The organism is Halomonas sp. CSM-2 (assembly GCF_002119345.1).
Lineage (GTDB): Bacteria > Pseudomonadota > Gammaproteobacteria > Pseudomonadales > Halomonadaceae > Vreelandella > Vreelandella janggokensis.
The window spans coordinates 29,943-53,860 of record NZ_NBYR01000015.1 but is presented as its reverse complement, the minus strand read 5'-3'; the positions used below and the strand labels follow the sequence as shown (position 1 = coordinate 53,860).

Sequence of the window (23,918 nt, the reverse complement as noted above, 5' to 3'; positions counted from 1 at the left end):
ATCCGGCAGTAAAAGGGGCAAGGCACCCAGCCTTCGCCCCTTTTTTATAAGCGCTTATTTAGTACCCATACACTTTTGGTTCACTTTATGCACCGGCATATTCCACGCTCATTGCGTTTCCGCTTTTTCGCTGCTCTTGGCGGATTACTTATCTGTGCAATCGTTGCACTGGCCGCGATCAGTTCATCGGTCATCTTTCCGGCATTGCAAGCTGAAGAGCGCCAGGCCGTAAAACGAGAATTAGATCGCGTTGAGCGCAGCTTTCAGCTTGAGCAGCAGCAACTGCTTGCCCAGGTGCGTGACTGGGCTCATTGGGATGATACCTATCAGTTTGTCCAAGGTGACTATCCCCGCTACAAAGACGTCAACTTCAGTCAGGAAATGTTTGACGATATGCGCTATCAGCTGATGGCGTTTTTCAATAATGCTGGAGAAGTCTACTTTTTAGCCGGTATTAACCCGACGACGGGCAACTACCAAACATGTGAAACGCCTAACGATGAATGTGCCTGGATGGAGCCTTGGGTGAACCGCATGCAGTCAGCCATTGATGGGGATAGAGCAGATCAAAGCGCTATCTACGCTGACCAGAAGCCTGTAATGGTGGGCTCCACCCCCATTTTACGCACCGATAAAAGTGGCTCACCGGCGGGATGGCTATTTAAGACACGCGCCTTAGACGGCGAATGGCTTAGCTTCATGGAAGAATACACGGGGCTGCCTATCAACCTGAGCCTTATCCGGGAGGCCGCCTCAAGCAGTGATGCTCTTAGCTTCTCTGGTAACATCGTTCATGCCGAACGTTACTTACCCATCTATAGTCCACTAACCCCCGTTTCACTAGGAATAGGCATAGAGCTCAATCGCACTAGCTATTTAACTAGCTTGACCACCTTTCGCTATGTCCTGTTGTGGACGGCTGTCCTAATGATTCTGGTCATTGCCGTGGTACTACTGCTGCTTGAGAAAATTGTACTTAAGCCGTTGCGTTTACTTACCCAATTTACTCAACAGCTGGATATACACAAGACGGATGTACATAAGCTCACCAGACGAAGCGACGAAATAGGATTGCTGTCACGAGCGTTTCAGGAACAGTTTACCTGCCAGCAACAGCTCAATGATGAACTTCTGAAGATGTCCACGCATGACGCACTGACAGGGCTGCCCAACCGGCGGCTCTTTGACCAGCAACTTGAAACTGCCTTCAGCGACACCAGTACCGATTCAGACTCAGTTGCCGTGATGATGCTGGATATTGATCACTTCAAACTCTACAACGACCATTATGGGCATCCCGAAGGGGACGTCTGCTTGCAACGTATTGCCGAGGCCATGTACAGTCTCGCCCGAACGAGAGACTTTTTCATTGCCCGAACCGGCGGAGAAGAGTTCTGCGCCCTGCTTCCCCACATCTCGCCCGATAAGGCAAGAGGCATTGGGGAACAGCTTTTGGCGGCGATCGATGGCTTACAGATTCCTCATTCAACCTCACCCGTTAAACCGTTCGTCACGATAAGTGTCGGTATTGCCATGCAAAAAGACGCTAAATCCCAGTCACCCAGTGCGGTGGTCAGCTGCGCCGACCAGGCGCTCTATCTGGCCAAGGAAGCGGGCCGACACCAGGTGGCATTCTTCAGCCCCCAGCTAGCCAGTGGGCTGACGCCTGAACACAATGCTCCGCAATGAATGAGCTCTTTGTGATCTTGGTCAGCACCGCGCTGGTCAACAATTTTGTGCTGGTGCAGTTTCTTGGTTTATGTCCGTTCATGGGTGTTTCCAATAAACTTGAATCGGCGATGGGTATGTCGTTGGCCACCACCTTTGTACTGACCCTGGCCTCCGCCGCCAGTTTCGTGGTCTACCATGGACTGCTGGTGCCCCTGGACGTTACCTATTTGCGCACCATCAGCTTTATCGTGGTGATTGCCGCCGTGGTCCAGTTCACCGATATCATGGTGCGCCAGCTAAGTCCCTTGCTGCATCGTGTACTGGGTATTTTTTTACCCTTGATCACCACCAACTGCGCGGTACTTGGCGTTGCCCTACTGTCACTTAATCGCGATCTGAGTTTTATTGCCACCACCCTTTACGGCCTGGGCGCCGCGGTTGGGTTTTCCCTGGTACTGGTACTCTTTGCCGCCATGCGCGAACGCCTCGCCACGACGGATACGCCCCGGCCTTTCAAAGGTGCCGCCATTGCCATGATCACGGCCAGCTTGATGTCACTTGCCTTCATGGGCTTTTCTGGCCTGGTCCAAGGATAGGTGCGTCGATGAGTGATGCCTTTTCGATCATCAGCCTGCTCAGCGCCATTGCGGTGCTCACCGCGCTAGGCGTGGGGTTTGGTGCCCTGCTGGGCGCCGTTAGCGAGCGTTTCAAGGGAGATGAATCCAGCCTGGTCGAGCAGATTGATACCCTGCTGCCACAGACGCAGTGCGGGCAATGTGGCTATCCTGGCTGCCGCCCCTATGCCGAAGCCATCAACCAGGGTGATGCCATCAACAAGTGCCCGCCCGGCGGCGAAGCGACCATTACCGCCCTCGCCGACCTGTTGGGCCGCACGCCTGAACCGCTGGATGGTGAAGCCCCGAGTGAGGATTTGGTGGCGTTCATCCGCGAGGATGAGTGCATTGGCTGTACCAAATGTATCCAGGCGTGTCCGGTGGACGCGATCATTGGCGCCGCCAAACAGATGCACACCGTTATCGAAGATGAGTGCACAGGCTGCGATTTATGCCTTGACCCCTGCCCGGTCGATTGCATTGATATGCTGCCGCGGAGTACGCCGTTGGACCAATGGCGACCCGTCACCTATCCACCCCAGGTGATTGCCAGTGACCGCCGCTCGTCAATGGAGATGCCTCATGGCACGCACCTTTGAGTTTCATGGCGGCGTCTATCCGCCCGAACGCAAACAGCGCTCCCAAGGGCCGGTGCGTCATGCAAGGTTGCCCGATCAAGTCGTGCTGCATTTGGACCAGCATGCCGGTCGCCCTGCCCTGGCGACCGTCGCCGTGGGTGATAGCGTCAGGGTTGGCACGCCGATCGCCAGGGGCGACGGCATGATTTCAGCCACTTTGCATGCCAGCATCAGCGGCCAGGTCACCCAGGTGGATCGCCATACCATCACCATCGACGGTGACGGCGTTGATACCTGGCAACGCTTGACGCCGCTTGAGTGGCGTACCGAAAGCGCTGATCAACTGCTTAGGCGCCTGGAACAAAGCGGCGTGGTAGGGCTCGGCGGCGCGGGTTTTCCTGCTCATATCAAGGCCCGAATCGGCGAGCGCCAGCGCATCGATACCCTGGTGGTCAACGCCGCCGAATGTGAACCCTATATCACCGTGGATGACCTTACGCTGCAGCAGTACACTTCGGATGTGCTGGAAGGTGCCCAGTTCATCGCCTCGCTTTGTGGCGCCAAGCAGATCGTTGTCGGCATTGAAGATAACAAGCCCGAGGCGATAAGCGCCCTGCGTCAAGCGATGGCAGAAAGCCAACCGCTCAGTGTGACCGTCAGCGTAATCGCCACCCGTTACCCCAGCGGAGGCGAGCGCCAGTTGATTAAATCGCTACTCAACCGCGACGTGCCCGACCAGGGGTTACCCGCTGACGTGGGCGTGCTCTGCCAAAATCCCGGCACGCTCCTGGCAGCCCTGCGCTCGGTTCGCGATGGCGAACCGCTGGTTGAACGACTGGTGACACTGACCGGTGAGGCCATCGCCGACCCGGGTAATCGCTGGGTACGGATCGGTACGCCGATGGCCGCCCTGCTCGACGAGGCCGGCCTGAATCGGGCAGAACTTCATCAACTGATCGAGGGCGGCCCCATGATGGGTACGCCGCTTGACGACCTTGAAGGCATGGTGACCAAAACCACCAACTGCTTGATTGCTGCCACGCGGCAAGAGCTCCCGCCTGCGCCGCCCGAATCGCCCTGCATTCGTTGCGGCGCGTGTGAAGAGGTCTGCCCGGCCAACTTATTACCCCAGCAGTTGCATTGGTATGCGCGCGCTCAGGACGATACCAAGCTGGCTCACTACCGGCTGTTCGATTGCATAGAGTGCAATGCCTGTAGCTACGTTTGCCCGAGCCATATTCCCCTGGTTGCCGACTATCGTCAGGCTAAAACCCGGCTTCGCCAACAGCAACTGGAAACCGCCAAGGCTGAGCATGCCAAGCATCGCTTTGAATGGCGCCAGGCGCGGCTCGCCCGCGAGGATGCAGAAAAGCAAGCGCGTCGGCAGGCACGACTTGCCAGGCAGTCGACTCAGCAATCCGATTCTCAGGGCGCTTCTCCTCCAGCCGACCTGCGAAGTTTACGCATCGCGCAAACCGCCGCCAAAGCCGCGGTCAGGAAAGCCGAGAAGAACCTCGCGCGGGCTGCCCAGCAAGACCCTGAACAGCCCAACGACGACCTCGAAATTCAGTTGGCCACCGCCCAGGAAAATCTGCAGGCAGCCGAGGCACGCCTCGCCGAGGCTCGTGAAGCAGGCGAACCCCAAGAGACTTCATAAGTATGCTGCACGCGTCCCAGGTAGACGACCGACCCCGCTTGACGACAATGCCCAGCACCGGGGGCATCATGCGCTGGGTGATCATTGCCACACTGCCCGGCCTTGCCACCATGACGTTTTTTTTCGGCCTGGGCGTGGTCAGCAACGTCGTCCTCGCCGCCGCTTTCGGGCTGGGGCTGGAGGCCCTTGTCCTGCGGCTGCGTCAGCGCAATTTGCGGCCGCTCAATGATGCCAGCGCGCTACTCACTGGCGTATTGCTCGGCGCGTCGTTACCCCCTGCCAGTCCCTGGTGGCTGATCGGCATCGGCATGGTCGCGGCCATCGTGGTCGCCAAGCACCTTTATGGCGGGCTGGGAAACAACCCTTTCAATCCCGCCATGGTGGGCTATGCCCTGTTACTGGTGTCGTTTCCCACCTACATGACCCTGTGGCCGACGCCCCAGTCGCTATGGCCCGATACGCTTGCCAGCCAGATCATGGGCAGTACCTCGCTTGAGCAGATTGACAGTTTAAGCGGCGCAACACCGCTGGACGCGTTCAAACATAAAGCCGAGGAGGTATCCGCCAGCCAATTCTGGGCTAACCCGCCGCTACCCCGAGCCACCCTCACTGCGTGGGAGTGGATTTCGGCGGCCTGGGCAGTGGGCGGCGCACTGCTGCTTGCCAAACGCCTGATCAGCTGGCATATCCCCGTCGCCATGCTTGGCAGCATGACAGCCGCCGCCGCGTTGCTGTACTTATTCACCCCCGATGAAGCCGCCTCACTCTGGCTACACCTGTTCACCGGCGCGACACTATTTGGCGCATTTTTCATTGCCACCGACCCTGTGTCCGCGGCCACCAGCCAGCGCGGCAAACTGATCTACGGCGCTGGGATCGGCCTGCTTGTCATCGTGATTCGTACCTGGGGCGGCTACCCCGATGCGGTCGCCTTTGCCGTGCTACTCATGAACCTGTGCGTACCGCTGTTGGATATTTACACGGTGCCCGCCACGACGGAATCGCAAGCCGCTACTGGCAGGGCACAACCATGAGCACCCTCAACGCCATGCTGCGCGGTGCACTGACGTTAGGCCTGTTTGCCTTGATCACGGCGGGCAGTGTCGCCTCGCTGAGGGCATTGACTGCCGAGCGTATCGACGCGCACCAGCAAGCCTATCAGCAACGCCAGCGCCAGGCCGTTCTGCCCGAAGCCCTTACCCATCGGGCGACGGTATCCTCCGTTTCGTTGCCCGATGCTGAAAAACTCGGCTACCCCGGCGGTGTGACCGGCTGGCAAGTGGAAAACGACCAGCAACGCGCTGTCGTGTTACCGGTGGTCACCCGACGCGGCTATAACGGCGACATCCACCTGCTCGTGGGGCTTGATGAGCAACAGCGAATCAGTGGGGTTCGCGTCACCCGGCATCAGGAAACCCCAGGCCTGGGCGACGACATCGAGCGCCGCCGTAGCGATTGGATCACTGACTTCGATGGCTTACGCTTGGATTCGCTAGCCACCGAAGACTGGGCAGTACAAAAAGATGGCGGTCATTTTGATGCCTTTACTGGCGCCACCATTACCCCCCGAGCTGTGGTCGATGCTGTACACAGTGCCCTACAATATGCGGCCAACCATGCACTATTTGACAATACACCCAAGCGGCAAGCAGAGGAGCCAAAGCGATGAGCCAACTTGGCCAGCTTTCGCGTGAAGGACTGTGGTCAAACAACCCGGCGCTGGTTCAACTGCTGGGGCTATGCCCGTTATTGGCTGTCAGTGCGAGCGTGGTCAACGCATTGGGGCTGGCCATGGCCACGCTGGTCGTCATGGTCGGCGCCAGCACCACCGTATCGCTGATTCGTCACCAGGTACCCAGCGCCGTCCGCCTGCCTGCCTTTGTGATGATTATTGCCGCCTTTGTCACGTGCGCTGAGCTCCTCATGGCCGCCTACGCCTACCCGCTTTATCAGGTGCTGGGGATTTTTATTCCGCTGATTGTGACCAACTGCGCCATTCTGGGCCGTGCCGAGGCGTTTGCCTCGCGCCAGCCAGTGTTACCTGCCGCCATTGATGGTTTGATGATGGGGCTCGGCTTTGGCGCTGTACTGGTGGTGTTAGGCGCATTACGCGAACTGCTGGGCCAGGGGACGCTGTTCCGGGAAATGGCGCTATTGTTCGGGCCGATGGCCGATGGCTGGCGATTGACATTGATCGACGACTATCAGTTTCTGTTTTTTGTACTTCCTCCCGGCGCGTTTTTCGTCGCGGGGCTGCTGATCGCGCTGAAAAACAGCATTGACCAACGCCGTGAGGCATCGTCACAACCCAAGACCATCACCCCCCGTGAACAGCGCCGTGTCCGCGTCACGGGGACGATTAAATAACCCAGAGACTGACCATGAATGCCCAAAAGCGTCATGAAATTTTCGCCCGGCTGCAGGCAGAGAACCCTCACCCCACAACTGAGCTCAATTGGCATACGCCTTTCGAGTTGCTCGCCGCGGTGCTGCTCTCCGCCCAGGCCACCGATGTAGGCGTCAACAAGGCAACCGCCAGCCTGTTCCCTGTCGCTAACACGCCCCAGGACATTATCGACCTGGGTATCGATGGCCTGAAAACCCATATCAAGACCATCGGCTTGTACAACACCAAGGCCGAAAACCTGATGAAAACCTGCCATCAACTGGTCGAACAGCACAATGGGGAAGTGCCTCAAACCCGTCCTGCGCTTGAGGCCTTGCCCGGCGTGGGACGCAAGACGGCTAACGTCATTTTGAATACGGCCTTCGGCCAACCGACCATGGCGGTGGATACGCACATTTTCCGGGTTGCCAATCGAACGGGCATTGCCAAGGGTAAAAACGTCGTCGAGGTAGAGCAAAAACTGTTGCGCCACGTGCCCAAGGATTTTCTGCAGGATGCTCACCACTGGCTGATCCTGCACGGCCGTTATACGTGCGTTGCCCGCAAGCCGCGATGCGGCAGCTGCATCATAGAAGATCTATGCGACTATAAAGAAAAAACCGAGATTGCTTGATCACTCAAATGCATCTTCCTCCAGCAGGGACGAATAGGCCGCCTGCCATGCTGGCCACTCCCATTGAGCCGTATTCAATGGCTCCGGTTGGTCTGTCGGCGTTGTAAGCCAGCGGTACAACTGATCGTAAAGCCCACCTCGGGTGCCATCGTAACAATACGCCCTGGGGTAAAGTGCCGGAAAGCAAAGACGGTCTGGCACTAACGGTCGTGCGCCACGCTGGGCCGCCTCCATGATCGCCAACCCTTGAAACTCGTGCCACGTCGTTGACACCACGATACCGGCTTTATCCAACTCGGCCTGATAATGCCCTTCCGGCAGCGGCCCCCAGGCGGTGATATGTGACGCAAGTCGTTGCTCCGCCTCGGCAAAAATCGGCGGGACATGACGAAAGCGTTGCCCCACCACTGCAAGCTCGAAGGCCACACCCTGGCCGCTCAGTTCAAAAAGCACCTCGAAAAAGTCCTCAGGGTTCTTGTCGTACTCCCAGCGGTGGTTCCATAGAATTCGCCGGGGATGGCGCTGGCCGTGGTACCCGCCATCAAGGGGCATGATCGGGACAGGCAGTATTCTGGCGCGTTGTCGCAGCGCCTCAAGAGGTTTTACCGCCGGTACATTCTCGGGCATCCTTTTTAAAAAGGCGCGCGCGCCATCGACAAAGGAGTCGCGGTTATAGGCGGTATTAAAAATCACCGTATCGGCCGCCAGAGCGGAATACAGATTGACCATTCTGCCTTCCACCGAGGAGTGCTGCGCTTCCGACACAGGGTAGGCAAACTGGTTCTCATGAAAATAGATGATCTTGTGCGCCTGGCCCAGCGAAGGGAACAAGCCGATTAACGTCGCCAGGTCCACCATCGAGGTTACCAGCACCACATCATAGGACTGACTCAGCGTTTCCCGCTCTTTAAGCAGCCATGTTAATGGGTTACCACGGACACGCCAGCGAAAATGCCGCGCTGGCAAGCGCAGTTGCGTCCACTCGACAGTCTCGACGTGACGAATCACGCTGTCGGCCCAGTAGCGATGGCTCACGGCATCATAGGCGGATAGCAATAAAACCCGCTTCCGGCGATTCAAGGGAGCGTTCATTAGGGTCTCGTTGGGTAGCGTTAATACAATTGTGTAATACCCAGGCGTTGCTTGTCATCACAGCCGCAGGCTACCTATTGAAAATCCACAGCCATCGCTTTGTTACCAAGGTCGTCTTGGCGCAGCCAGCTCGCCTACCTACACTCAGGCTAATAACCGGGCAACTCGGTCCGCCCCAACACCTTTAATCCATGGAGAGCACAATGGCCAGAGTGCTTGTGGTCGATGACGAACCCAACATCTTAATCTCGCTTGAGTTTCTTATGCAGCAAGGAGGCTTCGAGGTCATGACGGCAGAAGACGGCGAGCAAGCACTTGTGCATGTGCAACAAAGCAAGCCGGATCTAATCTTGCTGGACATCAGCTTACCGGGTATCAGTGGGTTCGATGTACTGGAGCAGTTACGCCAAGCCCCCGACACTGCAACACTCCCCATCATTATGTTGACCGCCCATGGCCGCGAGGTGGAGCGGGAAAAAGGCATGGCACTGGGAGCTGATGATTACATTACCAAGCCTTTCTCTACCCAGGCACTGGTCGAAAAAGTCAACGCACTGCTGACAGGAAACAACCCATGACAAGAGGTGGGCTGCCCAAACGCCAGCGATTGATTGGCCTGTGGCTTCTGCTTAGCGGCATCAGCCTGCTGGGCGGGGCTGTCTTTGCTGCGTGGCTGGATGCCCAATTGGCGCCAAGTGGGGCGACGCGAGTCGCCTTGTGGCTGGGCAGTTTCTCTGGCGGCGCCACGATTTTCCTGGCGGGGTTGCTGCTTGAACGCATGCTGTTCACCCCCTTGCGCCACCTGCAGGTCCAATTGGCACGCCTGGTGGCCAACCCCGATGCACGCGATGAATACCCGCCCGAAGGCTGGCTAAAAGGCTTGGGGCCAGACCTTAAGCGGGTCCGCGAGAGCTGGCGTGAAGACCGCAGTCGCCTGGCCACGGCGCATACCGAAGGCGCGCGCAGCGCCGCCAAAATTCGCCAGGAGCTTGAAACCCTGTTGCAGGTGCTCGAAACACCTCTCCTGCTATGTGACCATCATCGTCGTGTGATGCTGTTCAATCAGGCAGCCGAAGACTTTTTCGCCGATAATACCGGCCTCGGCCTGGGCAAACGCCTGGAAGCGCTACTGCCGGTAGCGAGCTTGCAGCAGGCGATCAGCCAGCTACCCAACGATGGCGCCCCCCGTGAGCTGCTTTCTCCTTGTGACAACCGCTGGCTAAAGGTCATTTTACGCCGCGTCCCGGGTAGCGATGGCGAAACGCTGTTGACGTTCAGTGACGCGACCACCTCCTGGTCGAACGAAATGGGGGTAAGAGCGGAGCTTGCTGACATGTTGACGCCCCTTCGCCAGCATACCGCGAGCCTGACCAGTGCCGCGGACGCGCTGATCCAGCTTCGTCATCAAGGCGACCTGGAAACCTCATCGCTACGCCAGCGTCTTGAACGCGTCATCCAGGAGGAAGGCGCCACACTTGGCGACAACGTTGCCCAAATCGGCCAGCTACTGGATGCCATGCAGCATCAGGGCGAACGCCTGACCCCCATGTGGTCAAACGACTTCTGGCAAGCCCTGGACGAACGCCTTGACCCCGAGCACCGCCTGATTACCCCCGTCGGCATGCCTGCCTGGTTCAAGGGCGACGCGCCGGCTCTGATTGCGCTGTTTGATTCGCTGGTCAAGCATCTCAATGCGCACCTGCCCGACAGCGGCTTTGAAGGCGAGATGTGCCTGGGTAATAAGCGTGTCTATCTAGACCTTATCTGGCAGGGCAAGGCGTTACCCGAGCATGAGCTGGCCGAGTGGCGGCAACAACCGCTGCCTTCTCTGCCGCTGAGCCCCATCGTTTCCGACGTACTGCGCCAGCATGCCAGCGATATCTGGAGCCTGACCGACGATGATGGCGTTCATGCCCGCCTGCGCCTTCCACTACCCGCCATGGACCGTGTAGGCGCCCCACGAGAAACCGCCCCGCCGCGCCCCGAATTCCATGACTTTGGGATTGCCGACCTGCCACCGCCGGATGAAGCTCTCGCCAGCCGCTCGCTGCGCAGCCTGGACGTGGTGGCATTTGATACCGAAACCACCGGGCTTGAACTGCGCCGAGGGGATACCGTGATCAGCCTTGGGGCCTGCCGCGTGGTTAACGCACGCCTGCTGGCAAGCGACGTCTTCGATCAAAAAGTGGATCCCAAGCGGCCTATTCCGCTGGCCAGTACCGCCATTCACGGCCTTACCGATGCCGATGTGGCCGGCGCGCCCCCCCTGGATATTGTGCTTAGCCGTTTTCGCGACTATGCCGGTGAAGCGGTACTGCTGGCCCATAATGCCGCTTTTGACTTACTCGCCATCAGTCATCAAGGGGTGACCTTTGATCTCCCCGTGATCGACACCCTCCTCATCTCGCGCGCACTGGACGAAGCGCTGGATGGACACGACCTGGATAGCCTCGCCGAGCGCTACGACCTGGCCTTCCCGCCCGGCACACGTCACACGGCGTTGGGTGATGCGCGCGTCACCGCCGAACTCTGGCTTGCCCTGCTACCACGCCTGGAAGCCCGAGGCATCAATACTCTGGAGCAACTACTTGCCCTCCAGGCCAATGCCTTCGACCGAGAGGATGCCAGCGCCTCATGACACCTTCAGGCCCTCAATCACGCAAAACAGAACGCCTGGTCGCTCTAGTTGCCATTGCCTTGGTGCTGTTTTGCCCGCCGCTGATCATTGTGGTTGACCGCCTTCCCTCACCCCACATTGGCTGGCTATCCCTGTATCTATTTAGCGCCTGGGCAATCATCATCGGCCTGGCGGCATGGCTGATGGAACACCGTGCAGGCCGCTGACCATGCGCACTGACCCTATTATTCTGGGCACCGCCTTTGGTTATCTGGCCCTGCTGTTCGTGGTCGCTGCCTGGGGAGATCGTCGTGCAGAACAGGGCCGGTCACTGATCGGCTCCCCCACGGTTTATGCGCTTTCCATCGCCGTTTACTGCACTGCCTGGACCTTCTACGGCAGCGTGGGGCGTGCCGCCGAGCATGGGCCCAGCTTTTTGCTCATTTACCTGGGGCCCACGCTTGCAATGCTGCTGTCGCCCTTTATCATCCGCAAAATGGTGCGCATCGCCGCTCGCCAGCGCATCACATCGATTGCCGATTTTATCAGTGCCCGCTACGGCAAAAGCAGCAGCCTCGGCGCCCTCGTCGCCTTGATGGCCCTGATCAGCATCACGCCCTACATCGCCTTGCAGTTAAAAGCGATCACAGTCAGCCATGCGGTGCTGATCAACTACCCCGCTGCGGCCGACACCACCCTTGTCGATGAACACTTCTGGATGGATAAGTCGCTCTGGGTCGCTCTGGTTCTGGCCGTTTTCATCATCCTGTTTGGTACCCGCCACCTGGATGCCAGCGAACGCCATGAGGGCATGGTGGCAGCCATTGCGCTGGAGTCGATCGTCAAGCTGGTGGCGTTCATGGCCGTCGGCGTGTTCGTCGTCTTTGTCATGTTTGAAGGGCCTGGTGCGCTGTTTGACCAGGTGGCCGCAACGCCCGGCCTGGCCGGCAGCATGCGCCTGGATAGTGTGCCTGGCGGCGCGACCGGCTGGGTAGGCATGCTGGTACTGGCTTTTCTGGCCTTTTTAACCCTACCGCGCCAGTTTCAGGTCCTGGTTGTCGAGAATGTCGATGAGCAGCATCTCACCCGGGCAAGCTGGCTGTTCCCGCTGTATATGCTGCTGATCAATCTGTTCGTGATTCCCATTGCGTTGGCGGGACTGCTCCTGGGCGTGAGTGCTGGCGACCCCGACAGCTTTGTGTTGACGCTGCCACTTTCCGCCGGGCTGGAAGGGCTGCCCTTGCTGGTATTTATAGGCGGTCTCTCGGCCGCCACCGGCATGGTCATCGTCGAGACGATTGCGCTTTCCACCATGGTCAGCAACCAGTTGGTCATGCCGCTGCTGTTGCGCTCGCGGCGGCTGCACCTGAGCACCAAGGGCGAACTTGCTGGCTGGCTGCTCGGCATCCGCCGGGTGGCCATTGTGCTGATTCTGCTTCTCGGCTACCTCTACCATGCGCTGATTGGCGACTCCTATAGCCTGGTCACTATTGGATTGGTGTCCTTTGCCGGCGCGGCTCAGTTTGCCCCGGCGCTGCTCATCGGCCTTTATTGGCGTGGTGCCACTCGCCAGGGCGCCGCTGCAGGATTAATCGCGGGTTTCGTGGTCTGGTGTTATACGCTGCTGCTGCCAGGCTTTGCCCAGTCCGGCTGGTTGGATGCCGGATTGCTTACCGAGGGCCCCTGGGGAATCGCCTGGCTGATCCCCTATGGGTTATTCGGTCTCGAAGACTGGGATATTTATACCCATTCGCTACTCTGGAGCATGCTGGCCAACGTCGGGCTATTGGTGGGTATTTCGTTATTTACCCGCCCCACACCACTTGAACAGACCCAGGCAGCACTGTTCACCGAAGCGATGCACCCCAACCTGCAAACCGCCCCACTCTGGCGAGGGCAAACGACGCAAGGGGCGCTTAGCGAGTTGCTCATTCGCTATCTAGGCAACCAGGCAACGCGGCGCGTCTTCCGTCAGAACCGCGCCGACAATGCCTTCGCAGCAGATGAGCCCGCCAACGCCGAGCTGATTACCCGCGCCGAGCAGGCCCTTGCCGGGTCGCTGGGCAGCGCCTCTGCCCGGGTTCTGATCAACTCGGTGGTACGCGGCGAAGCGCTGGATATCGAGTCGATTCTGAGCATTCTGGATACCACCTCGCAAACCCTTGAGTACAACCGCCGCCTGGAGCAAAAGTCCCAAGAGTTGGCGCAAATCGGCGAAGAATTACGCGCTGCCAATGAACGGCTGCGCGAGCTGGACCGATTGAAAGATGAGTTTGTCGCCATGGTCAGCCATGAACTGCGCACACCGCTCACCTCGATCCGCGCCTTTGCGGAGATTCTGCGTGATAACAGCGAGCTACCCGACGAAAAGCGCCAGCACTTTCTGGGCGTCATCGTTCATGAAAGCCAGCGACTATCCCGCCTGATAGAAGAAATTCTGGATCTTGCCAGATTGGAGAGCGGCCGCTTAACGCTTAACCCGGTGCCTCTTGACCTGGCTGCGCTGGCGCGGCGCAGTGTGGATACCATTGCACACCTGCATCAAGAACGCGGGATCAAGCTTGAGATGAGTCTTGAGGCCGACCCGGCCATGGTGATCGGCGATCAGGACCGCCTGGAACAGGTAATCATCAATCTGCTCGATAACGCGGGCAAGTTTGCTGATCGCCATCAGCCCATGGTGCGCCTGAGCCTATACCGTCACCGCCATCATTTCCGCTTAAGCGTGGAAGATAACGGCGCGGGAATTAGCGTTGATGAGCGCGAGCGGGTATTTGAAAAACTCCATCAGATACAGCAGGACGGCGATATTCCCCACGGCCGCCCCAAGGGAAGCGGGCTCGGGCTACCCATCAGCCGGGGCATTATTGCCCATCTGGGTGGACGCCTCTGGGTTGAAGATGCCAGGACTCTGGGCGGTGCATGCCTGACACTGGAGCTGCCGCCCGCCCCTGATCACCCTACGGCGACAGAGTCATCGGCATAATCCCACCGCTTGCTAGGCCGCTCTCACCTGCTTTACAAACGCCTTGATCTGCTGGAGGTCGAACTTTAACAGCAGTTGCTCATCTTCGCGCAGACGGTGCCCATCAATCCACCCGTCAGCAACATGGCCGCCCGCCTTGTTGTATCGCTGCTGATCCAGTAATCGCTGCTGTAAGCGCTCAAAGGCTGCCAGGAGCATGTCTGATTGCGACGCTGTCAGCACCTCTGCGGCATGGCTGAGCGCAACCAGCCGTTCCCGAGTGCCTATTTCATGGCGTTGGTGGCGAACACAAAGCAAGCGCACGGCACTGATCAGCGGCATTAACCCCTGCTGTTTCAGGTTGACAGCCTGCTCGTGGGGTGCCGCAAGACCGGGGCTTGAGGCGATCCGCCCGAAGCGATCCAGCGCCACCGGCAGCTCGTCAAGCAATGCGGCCATCTCGTGCATGAACAGGGAGGCCTTGGGCAACGTCGCCGCGATGCTTTCAGCCAGTTGTTCTGCCAGCGCGGGATTGCCCGCAACCGGTGAAAAATCAAGCAGAATATTAGTCTGCTGTACCCGTTTTACCCGCCGGTCGGCACTCCAGATTGACAGCTGCGCGCGCCATTCGCTCAACCGCTTGCGCCACATCGGCCAGCGCGCCATCACGTGGCCTCGGCACAGTGGTATACCTGCCTCGTCCAGGCGATTGGTAAACCGCTCGCCTAATGCTTGAAAGTAGCCGTCGATCTCGACGTGTCGATGGTCGGGATAGTCGTCAATAATCAGTGCGTTATCCTGGTCGGGACCCAGTAAACTCTCGTAGCGCGCTGCAGAGCCTAACAGCAGGACGCAGTAGTCGACTGGCGGTTCCCCCCAGCCTTGTGCGCGCATTTCGTCAAGCGATAGCGAAATCGCCTGGCGGTAAAGCATGGCGTTATGGTCACTGATCACCTCACTAATGCGCCAGGCTGGCAGATCGTAGCGAACCAGTGATTCAGCCAGGGACAGCTGCCACGCATGCGCATCGGCTAACGAGGTAAGCGGCGAAGAAAGATGGGTTGAAAGGTGGCTCAACGGCGCGGTGAGCGCCGATAGCTTGAGCGTCCCGTCATCAGTAAACAGGGAGCGCCAGGGTGAGGCTTGGTGGACAACCCGCATACGCCTCTCCTTAACGTTACAGCCGCCTCTCCGTCACCGGCCACCTTCGTGGCGTGGGTCGGGCTTGAACATGTCGTCGCCCACTTCATCAATGTAGCGCTGGGCTTTGGTGATCATCATGGCGTCGCAGGCATCGCGGCTGGGCAACATGTCCGAACGCTCAAAGCGGTGCTCAAGATCCTCGCCCTCGCCCTGAGGACGGCTGATCAAACCGCTCACCCGATACTGGCCACTCTGGTTATCGGGCTGAGAGGTGATCATGTAGCCTTTATATTCGACGGGGTCGGCCGACTGGGTTTTACCCGTGGCGCCTTCCTGACCGCCACCCAACAAACCTGAGAGTAATTTTTTTAACATTTTGACTCCTCGCGTCCGGCAGGCGGCAAGCCACACTTGCCGCCCAACCAGCCCGTTAGCTCTGTTGACGACCTTTACCCGCCGCAATCCGCAGACGCAGCGCGTTCAGCTTGATAAAGCCTTCAGCGTCTTTTTGATCGTAAGCACCGGCGTCGTCTTCAAAGGTGGCAATCGACTCATCAAACAGCGACTGCTCTGACTGACGGCCCACCACGATGGCATTGCCCTTGTAGAGCTTCATGCGCACAACACCCGAAACATTGTGCTGGGTTTCATCGATCGCCGCCTGAAGCATGCGACGCTCAGGGCTCCACCAGTAGCCGTTGTAGATGACTTCAGCGTACTTCGGCATCAACTGGTCTTTGAGATGGGCTTCTTCGCGGTCCAGGGTCAACGACTCGATCGCCCGATGGGCACGCAGCATGATGCTGCCCCCCGGGGTTTCGTAGCAGCCACGCGATTTCATGCCCACGTAGCGGTTTTCTACGATATCCAGACGGCCGATGCCGTTATCGCCACCCAGCTTATTGAGCTTTTCAAGCACTTCATGGGGTTTGAGGGCGTCACCATCAATCGCCACGATATCGCCTTTCTCGAACGTGAGTTCCACGTAAGTCGGCTGATCAGGCGCCGCTTCCGGCGAGACACTCCAGCGCCACATGTCTTCTTCGGCTTCCGCCCACGGATCTTCCAGAATGCCGCCTTCGTAAGAAATATGCAGCAGGTTGGCATCCATGGAATAAGGCGATTTTTTCTTTTTACTGGAAAAGTCGACGGGAATGTTGTGCTCTTCGCAGTACGCCATCAACTTTTCACGCGAAGTGAGATCCCACTCACGCCACGGTGCGATCACCTTCACACCAGGCTTAAGCGCATAACCGCCGAGTTCGAAGCGTACCTGGTCGTTGCCCTTGCCGGTCGCGCCATGGGAGATCGCATCGGCACCGGTCTCGTTGGCAATATCGATCAGGCGTTTGGCGATCAACGGGCGGGCGATGGAGGTACCCAGCAGATATTCGCCTTCATAGATGGTGTTGGCGCGAAACATTGGGTAGACAAAATCACGCACAAACTCTTCGCGCAGGTCTTCAATGTAGATTTCTTTGACGCCCAACGCCTCTGCCTTGGCGCGCGCTGGCTCAACCTCTTCGCCTTGACCGATGTCGGCGGTAAATGTCACCACCTCGCAGTTGTAGGTTTCTTGCAACCACTTAACGATAACGGATGTGTCCAGGCCGCCTGAGTATGCCAGCACAACCTTTTTGACATCGGACATTCTTGACTCCTTTTCTGAACAATTGCGCGCCAGACTCGCTAATCGCGGAATGGCTTACGTTGAAAAACACCAGTCACCAAGTATAGCGTTCTCAGTGCTCAGCGAATACCGCCAACGACGCCTTAAAAGGAAACTGCTAGAATCATCCACGAAAAGCGCTAACCGATTACTCGCAGACTAAGGAGAGCTGCATGAGCGAGGCGATTGCCCGCGAATTAATGGCCCAACGTTTTCGCAGTTACCTGCCCGTTGTCGTTGATTTAGAGACCGGCGGCTTCAATGCACAAGGCGACGCCTTGCTGGAAATTGCTGCCGTTACCCTGACAATGGACCCAGAAGGCAACCTTTTGCCCGATGCCACTCATGCCTACCATATTCAGCCGTTTGAGGGGGCTAACGTTGAGCAGTCCGCGCTGGATTTCACCGGCATCAATCTGGATGACCCCTTACGTCAGCAGGTCGCGCTGAGTGAAGAAGAAGCCTTGGGCGAAATTTTTCGTCCTATTCGCAAATCGATTAAAGCCCACGGCTGTTCGCGGGCTATCCTGGTCGGCCATAACGCGGCATTCGACCATGGTTTTTTAAATGCGGCTGCCAACCGCTGCGGTGTCAAGCGCAACCCCTTTCACCCTTTTTCCAGCTTCGATACAGCGACCCTGGCGGGATTGGTCTATGGCCAGACCGTTCTGGCGCGCGCCTGCCAGGCAGCGGGTATCGAATTTGATAACAAAGCGGCTCACTCGGCACGCTACGATACCGAACGCACAGCAGAGCTGTTCTGCGCCATGGTCAACCGCTACAAGGATTTAGGCGGCTGGCAGTTGGCCCAACGCGAACAGGCTCTGGATAGCGGCGACTAGCCGTATGCAGGCCTTAGCGCTTTACGCTAAACTTCGCCCACTTATTACGCTTTCCGACTTTCAGGAGATGAGACGTTTCCATGGCTCAGTATAATGCCTTCTACGCCCAATCAGGCGGTGTCACCGCTGTGATCAATGCCAGCGCTTGCGGCGTCATCGAAGCTTGCCGACAAGCCCCCGACCAGATTGGCAAGGTCTATGCCGGTCATAACGGCATTATTGGAGCCCTGACGGAAGACCTCATCGATGTCACCCAGGAAAGCGACGACGCCATCGCGGCCTTGCGCCACACCCCGGGGGGTGCGTTTGGCTCTTGCCGCTACAAGCTTAAGGATATCGATACCCACCGCGCCCAATACGAGCGCCTGATCGAGGTCTTCAAGGCCCACGATATCCGCTATTTCTTTTATAATGGCGGGGGTGACAGCGCCGACACCTGCTTAAAGGTCTCACAGCTTTCCGAAAAGCTTGGCTATCCGCTGACCGCGATTCATGTACCCAAAACCGTCGATAACGACCTGCCGGTTACCGACAACAGCCCAGGGTTTGGCAGTGTGGCGAAGTACATCGCCACCTCAACTCTTGAGACGTCGTTGGATATCGCCTCAATGTGCGCCACATCGACCAAGGTGTTTGTACTTGAAGTGATGGGTCGCCACGCTGGCTGGATCGCGGCGGCAGGCGGGTTAGCCGGTGAAGGTGCTGGTGCCCCCCCCCATCTGATTGTATTCCCGGAAATTCCTTTCAACCGCAAAGCGGTCATGGAAAGGGTCGAGCAAAGCGTCAAGCAGAATGGCTACTGCGTTATCGTGGTGTCGGAAGGGGCACGCTACGAAGACGGCACCTTCCTGGCCGATGCGGGCAACACCGACGCTTTTGGCCACCGCCAACTGGGCGGCGTTGCCCCTACGCTGGCAGGCATGATCAAGCAGGATCTGGGGTACAAATACCACTGGGCCGTTGCGGATTACCTGCAGCGCGCTGCCCGTCACCTGGCGTCTAAAACCGATGTAGAACAGGCCTACGCGGTAGGTCGCGAAGCGGTATCACTGGCACTGGCGGGCAAGAACGCCATGATGCCAGCGATTCGCCGTATTTCTCAGTCACCTTATCAGTGGGATGTTATCTCTGCCCCGCTCTCCCAGGTGGCTAATCAGGAAAAGTTCATGCCCCGCGACTTCATCAGCGAGGAAGGCTTCGACATTACCGACACGTGTCGCGACTATCTTTCACCGCTGATTCAGGGCGAAGATTTCCCACCGTTTGAAAACGGCCTGCCGAAAGTGGCCAAGCTGAAACTGGCCAAGGTAGAACGCAAGCTGCCTGTGTTCACGCTTTAACCGTTCGCTGATACCTGTAGGTTGATACACAAAAAGCCCGGGCGTCTCCACGACGCCCGGGCTTTTTGTCAGCTCAACGGCAAAGAGCGAGCACTAACGCAACAGCCAGGACAACACAAGCAGCAAGAGCAGAATACCGGCAACACCCTGCCAGAAATGGCGTGGCTCTTTGCGTTCTTTCTCGCCCGGTGTCCGTTTACCCAATGGCAGCCGCAAGGCATGCAGAAACTCGGATAACCGCCTGAAACGCAGTGATCGTTGAGGGTCCAATGCGCGCCGCAAGGCCTCATCAAGCTCCGGCGATATTTCCGGATTAGTGGTGCGTGCATTGCGGTAGCTCAGCCCTTCCAGGTCGGTATGACTGCGCAGCCGGTTAGGCGTCAGGCTGTAAGGCAGTTCGCCCGTCAACAACCAATATACGGTCGACGCCAGCGAGTATTGGTCGCTGCGCCGCCCGACGCTGTCCCCGAGGGCATACTCGGGGGCCGTGTGCTCATTGAAGCCCACTTGCCTTAACAGCTCGCCTGAATGGCGATGGCCGTCAACCTCGCGCATGTGGCAGGCACTGAAGTCGGCCAGGACGACCTTCCCGTGCGGGTCGATCAGAATATTATCGGGATTGACTTGCTGATGCAGGATGTCGCGATGGTGCAATGCCTGAACCGCTTTGCCCAACTGATTGGCGATATCCAGCCGCTGGGACAGGTTTGCCTGGGGATGGCGCTCGGCCCACTGACGCAGCGTCTCGCCTTCAACATGCTGCATCAGATAGTAAAGGTAACGCCGCGGCCGTGACGGCTCAACAACCTTGACCACGAACGGCGAGTTGACCCGCTCTACCACCCACTGCTGGAGCAGAAAGTGCTCTAGATAGGCATTACGCAGCGAAAGCTCCGGGCTGGGCGCCTTCATGACCATTTCCCGCTCTGAGTAGACATCGCGCACACGGTATATGCGTGACTGGGCCGTACGCGACAACACCGCCAGCACCTCCAGGCCATCCAGTCTCGCCCCGGGGGCCAGTTCAGGCGGTATCGGCAATTCGCCATATAACTGACCGGGATGGTCGCTGCTTTCTTCAGGCAGTTCATCGATGCGTACCAACTGGAAACAGAACTGGTCACCCCCATAGCCGCGATCCTGAGCGCGTTGTTTCGCTTCATTGGCAAGGCGTTCACAGGCCGCATCCAGATCGCTGGCATCCTGGCGGATCAGTCGCACGTAGTCGGAAGGCAGCAAGGTGCCCCCCACGGCCTGGGTCGTAAACAGGAAAAGGTCGCCCTGCTTCATGGGCAGATGGGAGTAGTCAATATCCAGACTGCCATCCATACCCAGCGCCCGTGATGGATAGCGATACCCCCCAAGGTCCGTGACGTGGTCACGGGTCAGTTGTTCAAACTCGGCCCCTCTCAGGCGAAACACCAGGGTGTCACCCATATGGAACAGGTGGGCATCGCGTTCACGGAAGATCAAGGCCGACAGCGATGATACGAAGCTGCCATTCTGCACATGCTGGCTTTGACCATAACACCAGCTGTTGAGCGCTCTTAGTACACGCGTCGCCGAGGTTTTTACATCCCAGTGATCAGGTGTTGAAAAATAATCGGCTAAAAACCCCCTTACGCTTAAATCGCCTGCCTGTTTGGCCAGGGTATTGCGCGCCAGCGAGTCGCTAATGACCGCGCAACTCCCTTTAGCCTTGAGCAAAGGCGGCTCGGGGAAGCGTACCGACATGGAGCTGCGGTGCAGGCGCCGATCCGGGGCAACAAATGCCTGACCGTAACTGATCAGCAATTGGGCATGGGCCAAGTCATCCTCCTGAGCATACAGCATTGGCAACTGACATCACTGTCTAGGACTTCCTATGATACACACTGGAGATACTGAACGATGCTCGCCAAACGTCGTGACCTTATCAAGCTTGCCGTGCAGTCCGATCGCAGGATGGCAAACGCTTTGTCGTCGCAACACCTATGTCGCATTGGTAATCTTGCGGCCATGTTCGTATAATCCGGTGTTATTCATACAGCAACTTCGATTGCCTAGCCATTGTACGACCAAGGAATTAACGATGAACTTCGACAACATCCCCGCTGGTAAGGATCTGCCCAACGACTTGTATGTGGCGATTGAAATTCCTGCCAATCATGCGCCGATCAAATACGAGATCGATAAGGACATGGGGGCCCTGCTGGTCGACCGCTTTATGGCCACTCCCATGTTCTACCCGGCCAACTACGGTTTTATTCCCCACACCTTGGCCGACGATGGCGACCCGCTGGACGCACTTGTCGTCACTCCACATCCGGTGCAGCCCGGCAGTATCATTCGTGCACGCCCCGTCGGCATCCTGAACATGACTGATGAAGCCGGGGAAGACGCCAAGCTGGTATGTGTCCCGCACCCCAAGCTTAGCTCGCTCTATGACGACGTTCAGGAAGTCACCGACCTGCCCGAATTGCTGCGTCAGCAAATTGCCCACTTCTTCGAGAATTATAAAGATCTGGAAAAAGGCAAATGGGTTAAAGTCGAGTCCTGGGAAGGTGTCGATGCGGCACGCAAAGCCATTGAAAAATCGGCAGCGGCCTACCAAAAAGCCTAAGCGCCTCAGCGCACGTGATGAACGGGGCCACCTTCGGGTGGCCCCGTTTCGTTGACGGTCAGCATTCTCCCTGAAGCCCGTTGCCAGCGCGCCACGTTGCGTTATGCTAGCTGCTGATATGACGTTATCGACCAAGGACACATTTTGCACACGATTCGACGTTTAGGTCTGTTGCTTCTGCTCGGCACGCTACCACTATTTGCCCAGGCGCAGTGGTTCTCTTCAAGCGATCAGAACGACGACTTTCTACCCGTCCTGGAAGCCTTTCAACCCACCGCCTGGCATGACGGCGACACGCTCTTCGTGGGCGTCGAAGTCGCTGACGGGTATTACCTCTACCGGCACCAGTTTGCCGTGGAAAGCCTGACAAACAAGGTTCGCCTGGGTATGGCCGAACTGCCCGAGGGTACCTTCACCCATGATGAATTCATGGGTGACGTCTATATTTTCCGCGACCAAGTGGTCATGGAAGCGCCGTTGGAAAGTGACTTTTCAGGTCCGCTGGATGTCGACTTCACCTTCCAGGGCTGCGCCGATGCCGGGCTTTGTTACCCGCCGGAAACCATCGCACTGAAGGCTACCGAGAGCCAACCGCCACGCGCATATGCCGACTGGGAGACCGGAGCGAACGCCGACGAAACGCCTCCCGCATCGCCGGCGGACGCGTCGAATAACGCCACCGATGCGGCAACGTCTGCCGACTCGACGGTGGCATTGAACGACAGCGCTGCAACCCTTGGCGCGCCACAAAGCGAGGACAGCCGCTTCAGCCAACTGATGACCGATGCCAGCCTGCCGCTGGCACTAGGGCTTTTCTTCCTGGCCGGCATCGGACTGACATTCACACCCTGCGTATTGCCGATGGTGCCCATCCTGTCTTCGATCATCATCGGTCAACAGCCCTCACGTCCCCGTGCGTTCATGCTGTCGGCCAGCTATGTACTGGGTATGGCCATTACCTACGCTGGCGCGGGTGTGCTGATGGGCCTCTTTGGGGCCGGTCTCAACCTCCAGGCACAGCTCCAGTCCGCGCCGGTACTGATCTCCTTTGCCATTCTGTTCAGCGTGTTTGGCATGGCAATGCTTGGCACCTTTGATTTACGCCTTTCACCACGCCTGGCGCAACGCGTCGATGCCTGGCAGACACGAGCACAACGCAGCGGCCCGGCTGGCCTGGCACTGGCAGGTGCACTCTCGGTCCTGGTGGTGTCTCCCTGTGTAACGGCACCCTTGGCCGGGGCACTGGTGATCATTTCCACCACCGGTGATGCGCTGACGGGAGGTGCCATGCTATTTGCACTGGGCATGGGGATGGGCGTGCCGCTATTGCTGGTCGGCACCTTCGGCGCCACTCTGCTGCCACGTTCCGGCGCATGGCTTAACGGGGTCAAAATGGCTTTTGGGCTATTGCTGTTCGGGGTGGCAATCTGGATGGTAGAACGCCTGATAGCACCGTCAATTGCCCTGCTGCTCTGGGCGGGGCTTGCCATTGGCACCGCCCTGACACTGGGCGCCTTGCAAACCCATACGCCATCGGGCTGGGCTAAAGCGCGTCAAACGCTGGGCCTTATCCTGCTGACCTGGGGCATCGCCCTTACCCTTGGCGCTGCCTTGGGCTCGCATAATCCGCTGCGCCCGCTAAACATCCAGACGACCAACAAAAGCGACGCTCAAGCACCATTGGCTTTTCAGCATTTGGACAGCTTGCCAGCACTCAACAGCGCCATCGACACAGCTGAGACAAAGGGCAAACCCGTCTTCGTTCATTTTACGGCTGACTGGTGCATCTCATGTCGCCAGTTGGAGCGCAAGGTCTATACTGACCCCGATGTCATTGAGCAACTTTCAGGCTTTGAGCGCATTGCCGTCGATGTCACCGATACCAATGAGCAAAGTCGGCAACTATTGAACCGCTACCAGCTTTTTGGCCCACCCAGCCTGCTCTTTTTCCAGAATGGTCAGGAGGTCCGTGCAGCGCGCATACAGGGTGATATCAACGCCGCCGACTTTGCCCAGCACCTGCGCGAATTGGCGCGCTGGGAAGAGAGTCGCCAGGCAGGCAACGGTTAGATATTGAGGCGTCCTGTCGCGAACGCCGTCAAACGACC

Annotated in this window: 21 protein-coding genes; 16 read left to right on the top strand and 5 right to left on the bottom strand. The window is 58.1% G+C overall.

Features of this window, described 5'->3' with window-relative positions; all coding sequences use genetic code 11:
- Positions 1 to 87: 87 nt before the first annotated feature.
- From B7L15_RS13915 to nth, 8 genes are read left to right on the top strand one after another with little or no spacing between them, the layout of a single operon-like run.
- Complete coding sequence (locus tag B7L15_RS13915; RefSeq protein WP_085919554.1) at positions 88 to 1,689, top strand: sensor domain-containing diguanylate cyclase; 1,602 nt, start codon at positions 88 to 90, stop codon at positions 1,687 to 1,689.
- Positions 1,686 to 2,267: an electron transport complex subunit RsxA gene (gene rsxA, locus B7L15_RS13910; protein ID WP_085919553.1), complete on the top strand. Its 582-nt coding sequence runs from the start codon at positions 1,686 to 1,688 to the stop codon at positions 2,265 to 2,267. Before B7L15_RS13915 ends, rsxA begins: the two co-directional genes overlap by 4 nt.
- A gap of 8 nt (positions 2,268 to 2,275) precedes the next feature.
- Positions 2,276 to 2,884 carry an electron transport complex subunit RsxB gene (gene rsxB, locus B7L15_RS13905; RefSeq protein ID WP_085919552.1) on the top strand — a complete coding sequence of 203 codons (609 nt, stop codon included), beginning with the start codon at positions 2,276 to 2,278 and terminating at the stop codon, positions 2,882 to 2,884.
- Positions 2,868 to 4,520 carry an electron transport complex subunit RsxC gene (gene rsxC / locus B7L15_RS13900; protein WP_085919551.1) on the top strand — a complete coding sequence of 551 codons (1,653 nt, stop codon included), beginning with the start codon at positions 2,868 to 2,870 and terminating at the stop codon, positions 4,518 to 4,520. The genes rsxB and rsxC overlap by 17 nt, the downstream gene beginning before the upstream one ends.
- The gene (locus B7L15_RS13895) at positions 4,517 to 5,554 is read left to right on the top strand and encodes an RnfABCDGE type electron transport complex subunit D (protein ID WP_085919550.1); all 1,038 of its coding nucleotides are present in this window, start codon (positions 4,517 to 4,519) and stop codon (positions 5,552 to 5,554) included. The genes rsxC and B7L15_RS13895 overlap by 4 nt, the downstream gene beginning before the upstream one ends.
- On the top strand, positions 5,551 to 6,189 hold the full coding sequence (gene rsxG / locus B7L15_RS13890; RefSeq protein ID WP_085919549.1) for an electron transport complex subunit RsxG: 639 nt from the start codon (positions 5,551 to 5,553) through the stop codon (positions 6,187 to 6,189). Before B7L15_RS13895 ends, rsxG begins: the two co-directional genes overlap by 4 nt.
- On the top strand, positions 6,186 to 6,887 hold the full coding sequence (locus B7L15_RS13885) for an electron transport complex subunit E (protein WP_085919548.1): 702 nt from the start codon (positions 6,186 to 6,188) through the stop codon (positions 6,885 to 6,887). Before rsxG ends, B7L15_RS13885 begins: the two co-directional genes overlap by 4 nt.
- 14 nt (positions 6,888 to 6,901) lie before the next feature.
- Positions 6,902 to 7,540 (top strand): endonuclease III, encoded by a 639-nt coding sequence (nth, locus tag B7L15_RS13880; RefSeq protein WP_085919547.1) that lies wholly within the window; start codon positions 6,902 to 6,904, stop codon positions 7,538 to 7,540.
- Here nth and B7L15_RS13875 read toward each other — a convergent pair whose 3' ends face one another.
- Positions 7,541 to 8,632 (bottom strand): tRNA-queuosine alpha-mannosyltransferase domain-containing protein, encoded by a 1,092-nt coding sequence (locus B7L15_RS13875; protein WP_085919546.1) that lies wholly within the window; start codon positions 8,630 to 8,632, stop codon positions 7,541 to 7,543.
- A 203-nt stretch (positions 8,633 to 8,835) separates the two neighbouring features.
- Here B7L15_RS13875 and B7L15_RS13870 point away from each other — a divergent pair, with 203 nt between their 5' ends.
- The 4 genes from B7L15_RS13870 to B7L15_RS13855 are packed head-to-tail and all read left to right on the top strand — an operon-like array spanning position 8,836 to position 14,235.
- Positions 8,836 to 9,210 (top strand): response regulator transcription factor, encoded by a 375-nt coding sequence (locus tag B7L15_RS13870; RefSeq protein WP_085919545.1) that lies wholly within the window; start codon positions 8,836 to 8,838, stop codon positions 9,208 to 9,210.
- The gene (locus B7L15_RS13865) at positions 9,207 to 11,270 is read left to right on the top strand and encodes a 3'-5' exonuclease (RefSeq protein WP_085919544.1); all 2,064 of its coding nucleotides are present in this window, start codon (positions 9,207 to 9,209) and stop codon (positions 11,268 to 11,270) included. Before B7L15_RS13870 ends, B7L15_RS13865 begins: the two co-directional genes overlap by 4 nt.
- Positions 11,267 to 11,476, top strand: coding sequence for a hypothetical protein (locus B7L15_RS13860; RefSeq protein WP_085919543.1), 210 nt, complete (start codon positions 11,267 to 11,269; stop codon positions 11,474 to 11,476). The genes B7L15_RS13865 and B7L15_RS13860 overlap by 4 nt, the downstream gene beginning before the upstream one ends.
- 2 nt (positions 11,477 to 11,478) lie before the next feature.
- A complete protein-coding gene (locus B7L15_RS13855) occupies positions 11,479 to 14,235 on the top strand; it encodes a sensor histidine kinase (protein ID WP_085919542.1) in 2,757 nt (918 codons plus the stop codon).
- 12 nt (positions 14,236 to 14,247) lie between these two features.
- Here the strand turns inward: B7L15_RS13855 and B7L15_RS13850 are convergent, their stop codons facing one another.
- Genes B7L15_RS13850 through B7L15_RS13840 form a run of 3 tightly spaced genes read right to left on the bottom strand, consistent with a single transcriptional unit; the run spans position 14,248 to position 17,008 of the window.
- On the bottom strand, positions 14,248 to 15,375 hold the full coding sequence (locus B7L15_RS13850) for a DUF294 nucleotidyltransferase-like domain-containing protein (RefSeq protein WP_085919541.1): 1,128 nt from the start codon (positions 15,373 to 15,375) through the stop codon (positions 14,248 to 14,250).
- Between the two features lie 33 nt (positions 15,376 to 15,408).
- Positions 15,409 to 15,732 carry an HlyU family transcriptional regulator gene (locus B7L15_RS13845; protein WP_085919540.1) on the bottom strand — a complete coding sequence of 108 codons (324 nt, stop codon included), beginning with the start codon at positions 15,730 to 15,732 and terminating at the stop codon, positions 15,409 to 15,411.
- A gap of 55 nt (positions 15,733 to 15,787) precedes the next feature.
- Positions 15,788 to 17,008, bottom strand: coding sequence for an argininosuccinate synthase (locus tag B7L15_RS13840; protein WP_085919539.1), 1,221 nt, complete (start codon positions 17,006 to 17,008; stop codon positions 15,788 to 15,790).
- A 191-nt stretch (positions 17,009 to 17,199) separates the two neighbouring features.
- Between B7L15_RS13840 and rnt the strand changes: the two genes are divergently transcribed.
- Complete coding sequence (rnt, locus tag B7L15_RS13835) at positions 17,200 to 17,868, top strand: ribonuclease T (protein WP_066320406.1); 669 nt, start codon at positions 17,200 to 17,202, stop codon at positions 17,866 to 17,868.
- An 80-nt stretch (positions 17,869 to 17,948) separates the two neighbouring features.
- The gene (locus B7L15_RS13830; protein ID WP_085919538.1) at positions 17,949 to 19,208 is read left to right on the top strand and encodes a 6-phosphofructokinase; all 1,260 of its coding nucleotides are present in this window, start codon (positions 17,949 to 17,951) and stop codon (positions 19,206 to 19,208) included.
- Between the two features lie 93 nt (positions 19,209 to 19,301).
- Here the strand turns inward: B7L15_RS13830 and B7L15_RS13825 are convergent, their stop codons facing one another.
- A complete protein-coding gene (locus B7L15_RS13825) occupies positions 19,302 to 21,017 on the bottom strand; it encodes a bifunctional protein-serine/threonine kinase/phosphatase (protein ID WP_085919637.1) in 1,716 nt (571 codons plus the stop codon).
- A 262-nt stretch (positions 21,018 to 21,279) separates the two neighbouring features.
- Here B7L15_RS13825 and ppa point away from each other — a divergent pair, with 262 nt between their 5' ends.
- Both ppa and dsbD read left to right on the top strand, forming a co-directional pair.
- Positions 21,280 to 21,810 carry an inorganic diphosphatase gene (gene ppa / locus B7L15_RS13820; RefSeq protein WP_085919537.1) on the top strand — a complete coding sequence of 177 codons (531 nt, stop codon included), beginning with the start codon at positions 21,280 to 21,282 and terminating at the stop codon, positions 21,808 to 21,810.
- Between the two features lie 144 nt (positions 21,811 to 21,954).
- Positions 21,955 to 23,880 (top strand): protein-disulfide reductase DsbD, encoded by a 1,926-nt coding sequence (gene dsbD / locus B7L15_RS13815; RefSeq protein ID WP_085919536.1) that lies wholly within the window; start codon positions 21,955 to 21,957, stop codon positions 23,878 to 23,880.
- The last annotated feature ends 38 nt before the right edge of the window (positions 23,881 to 23,918 follow it).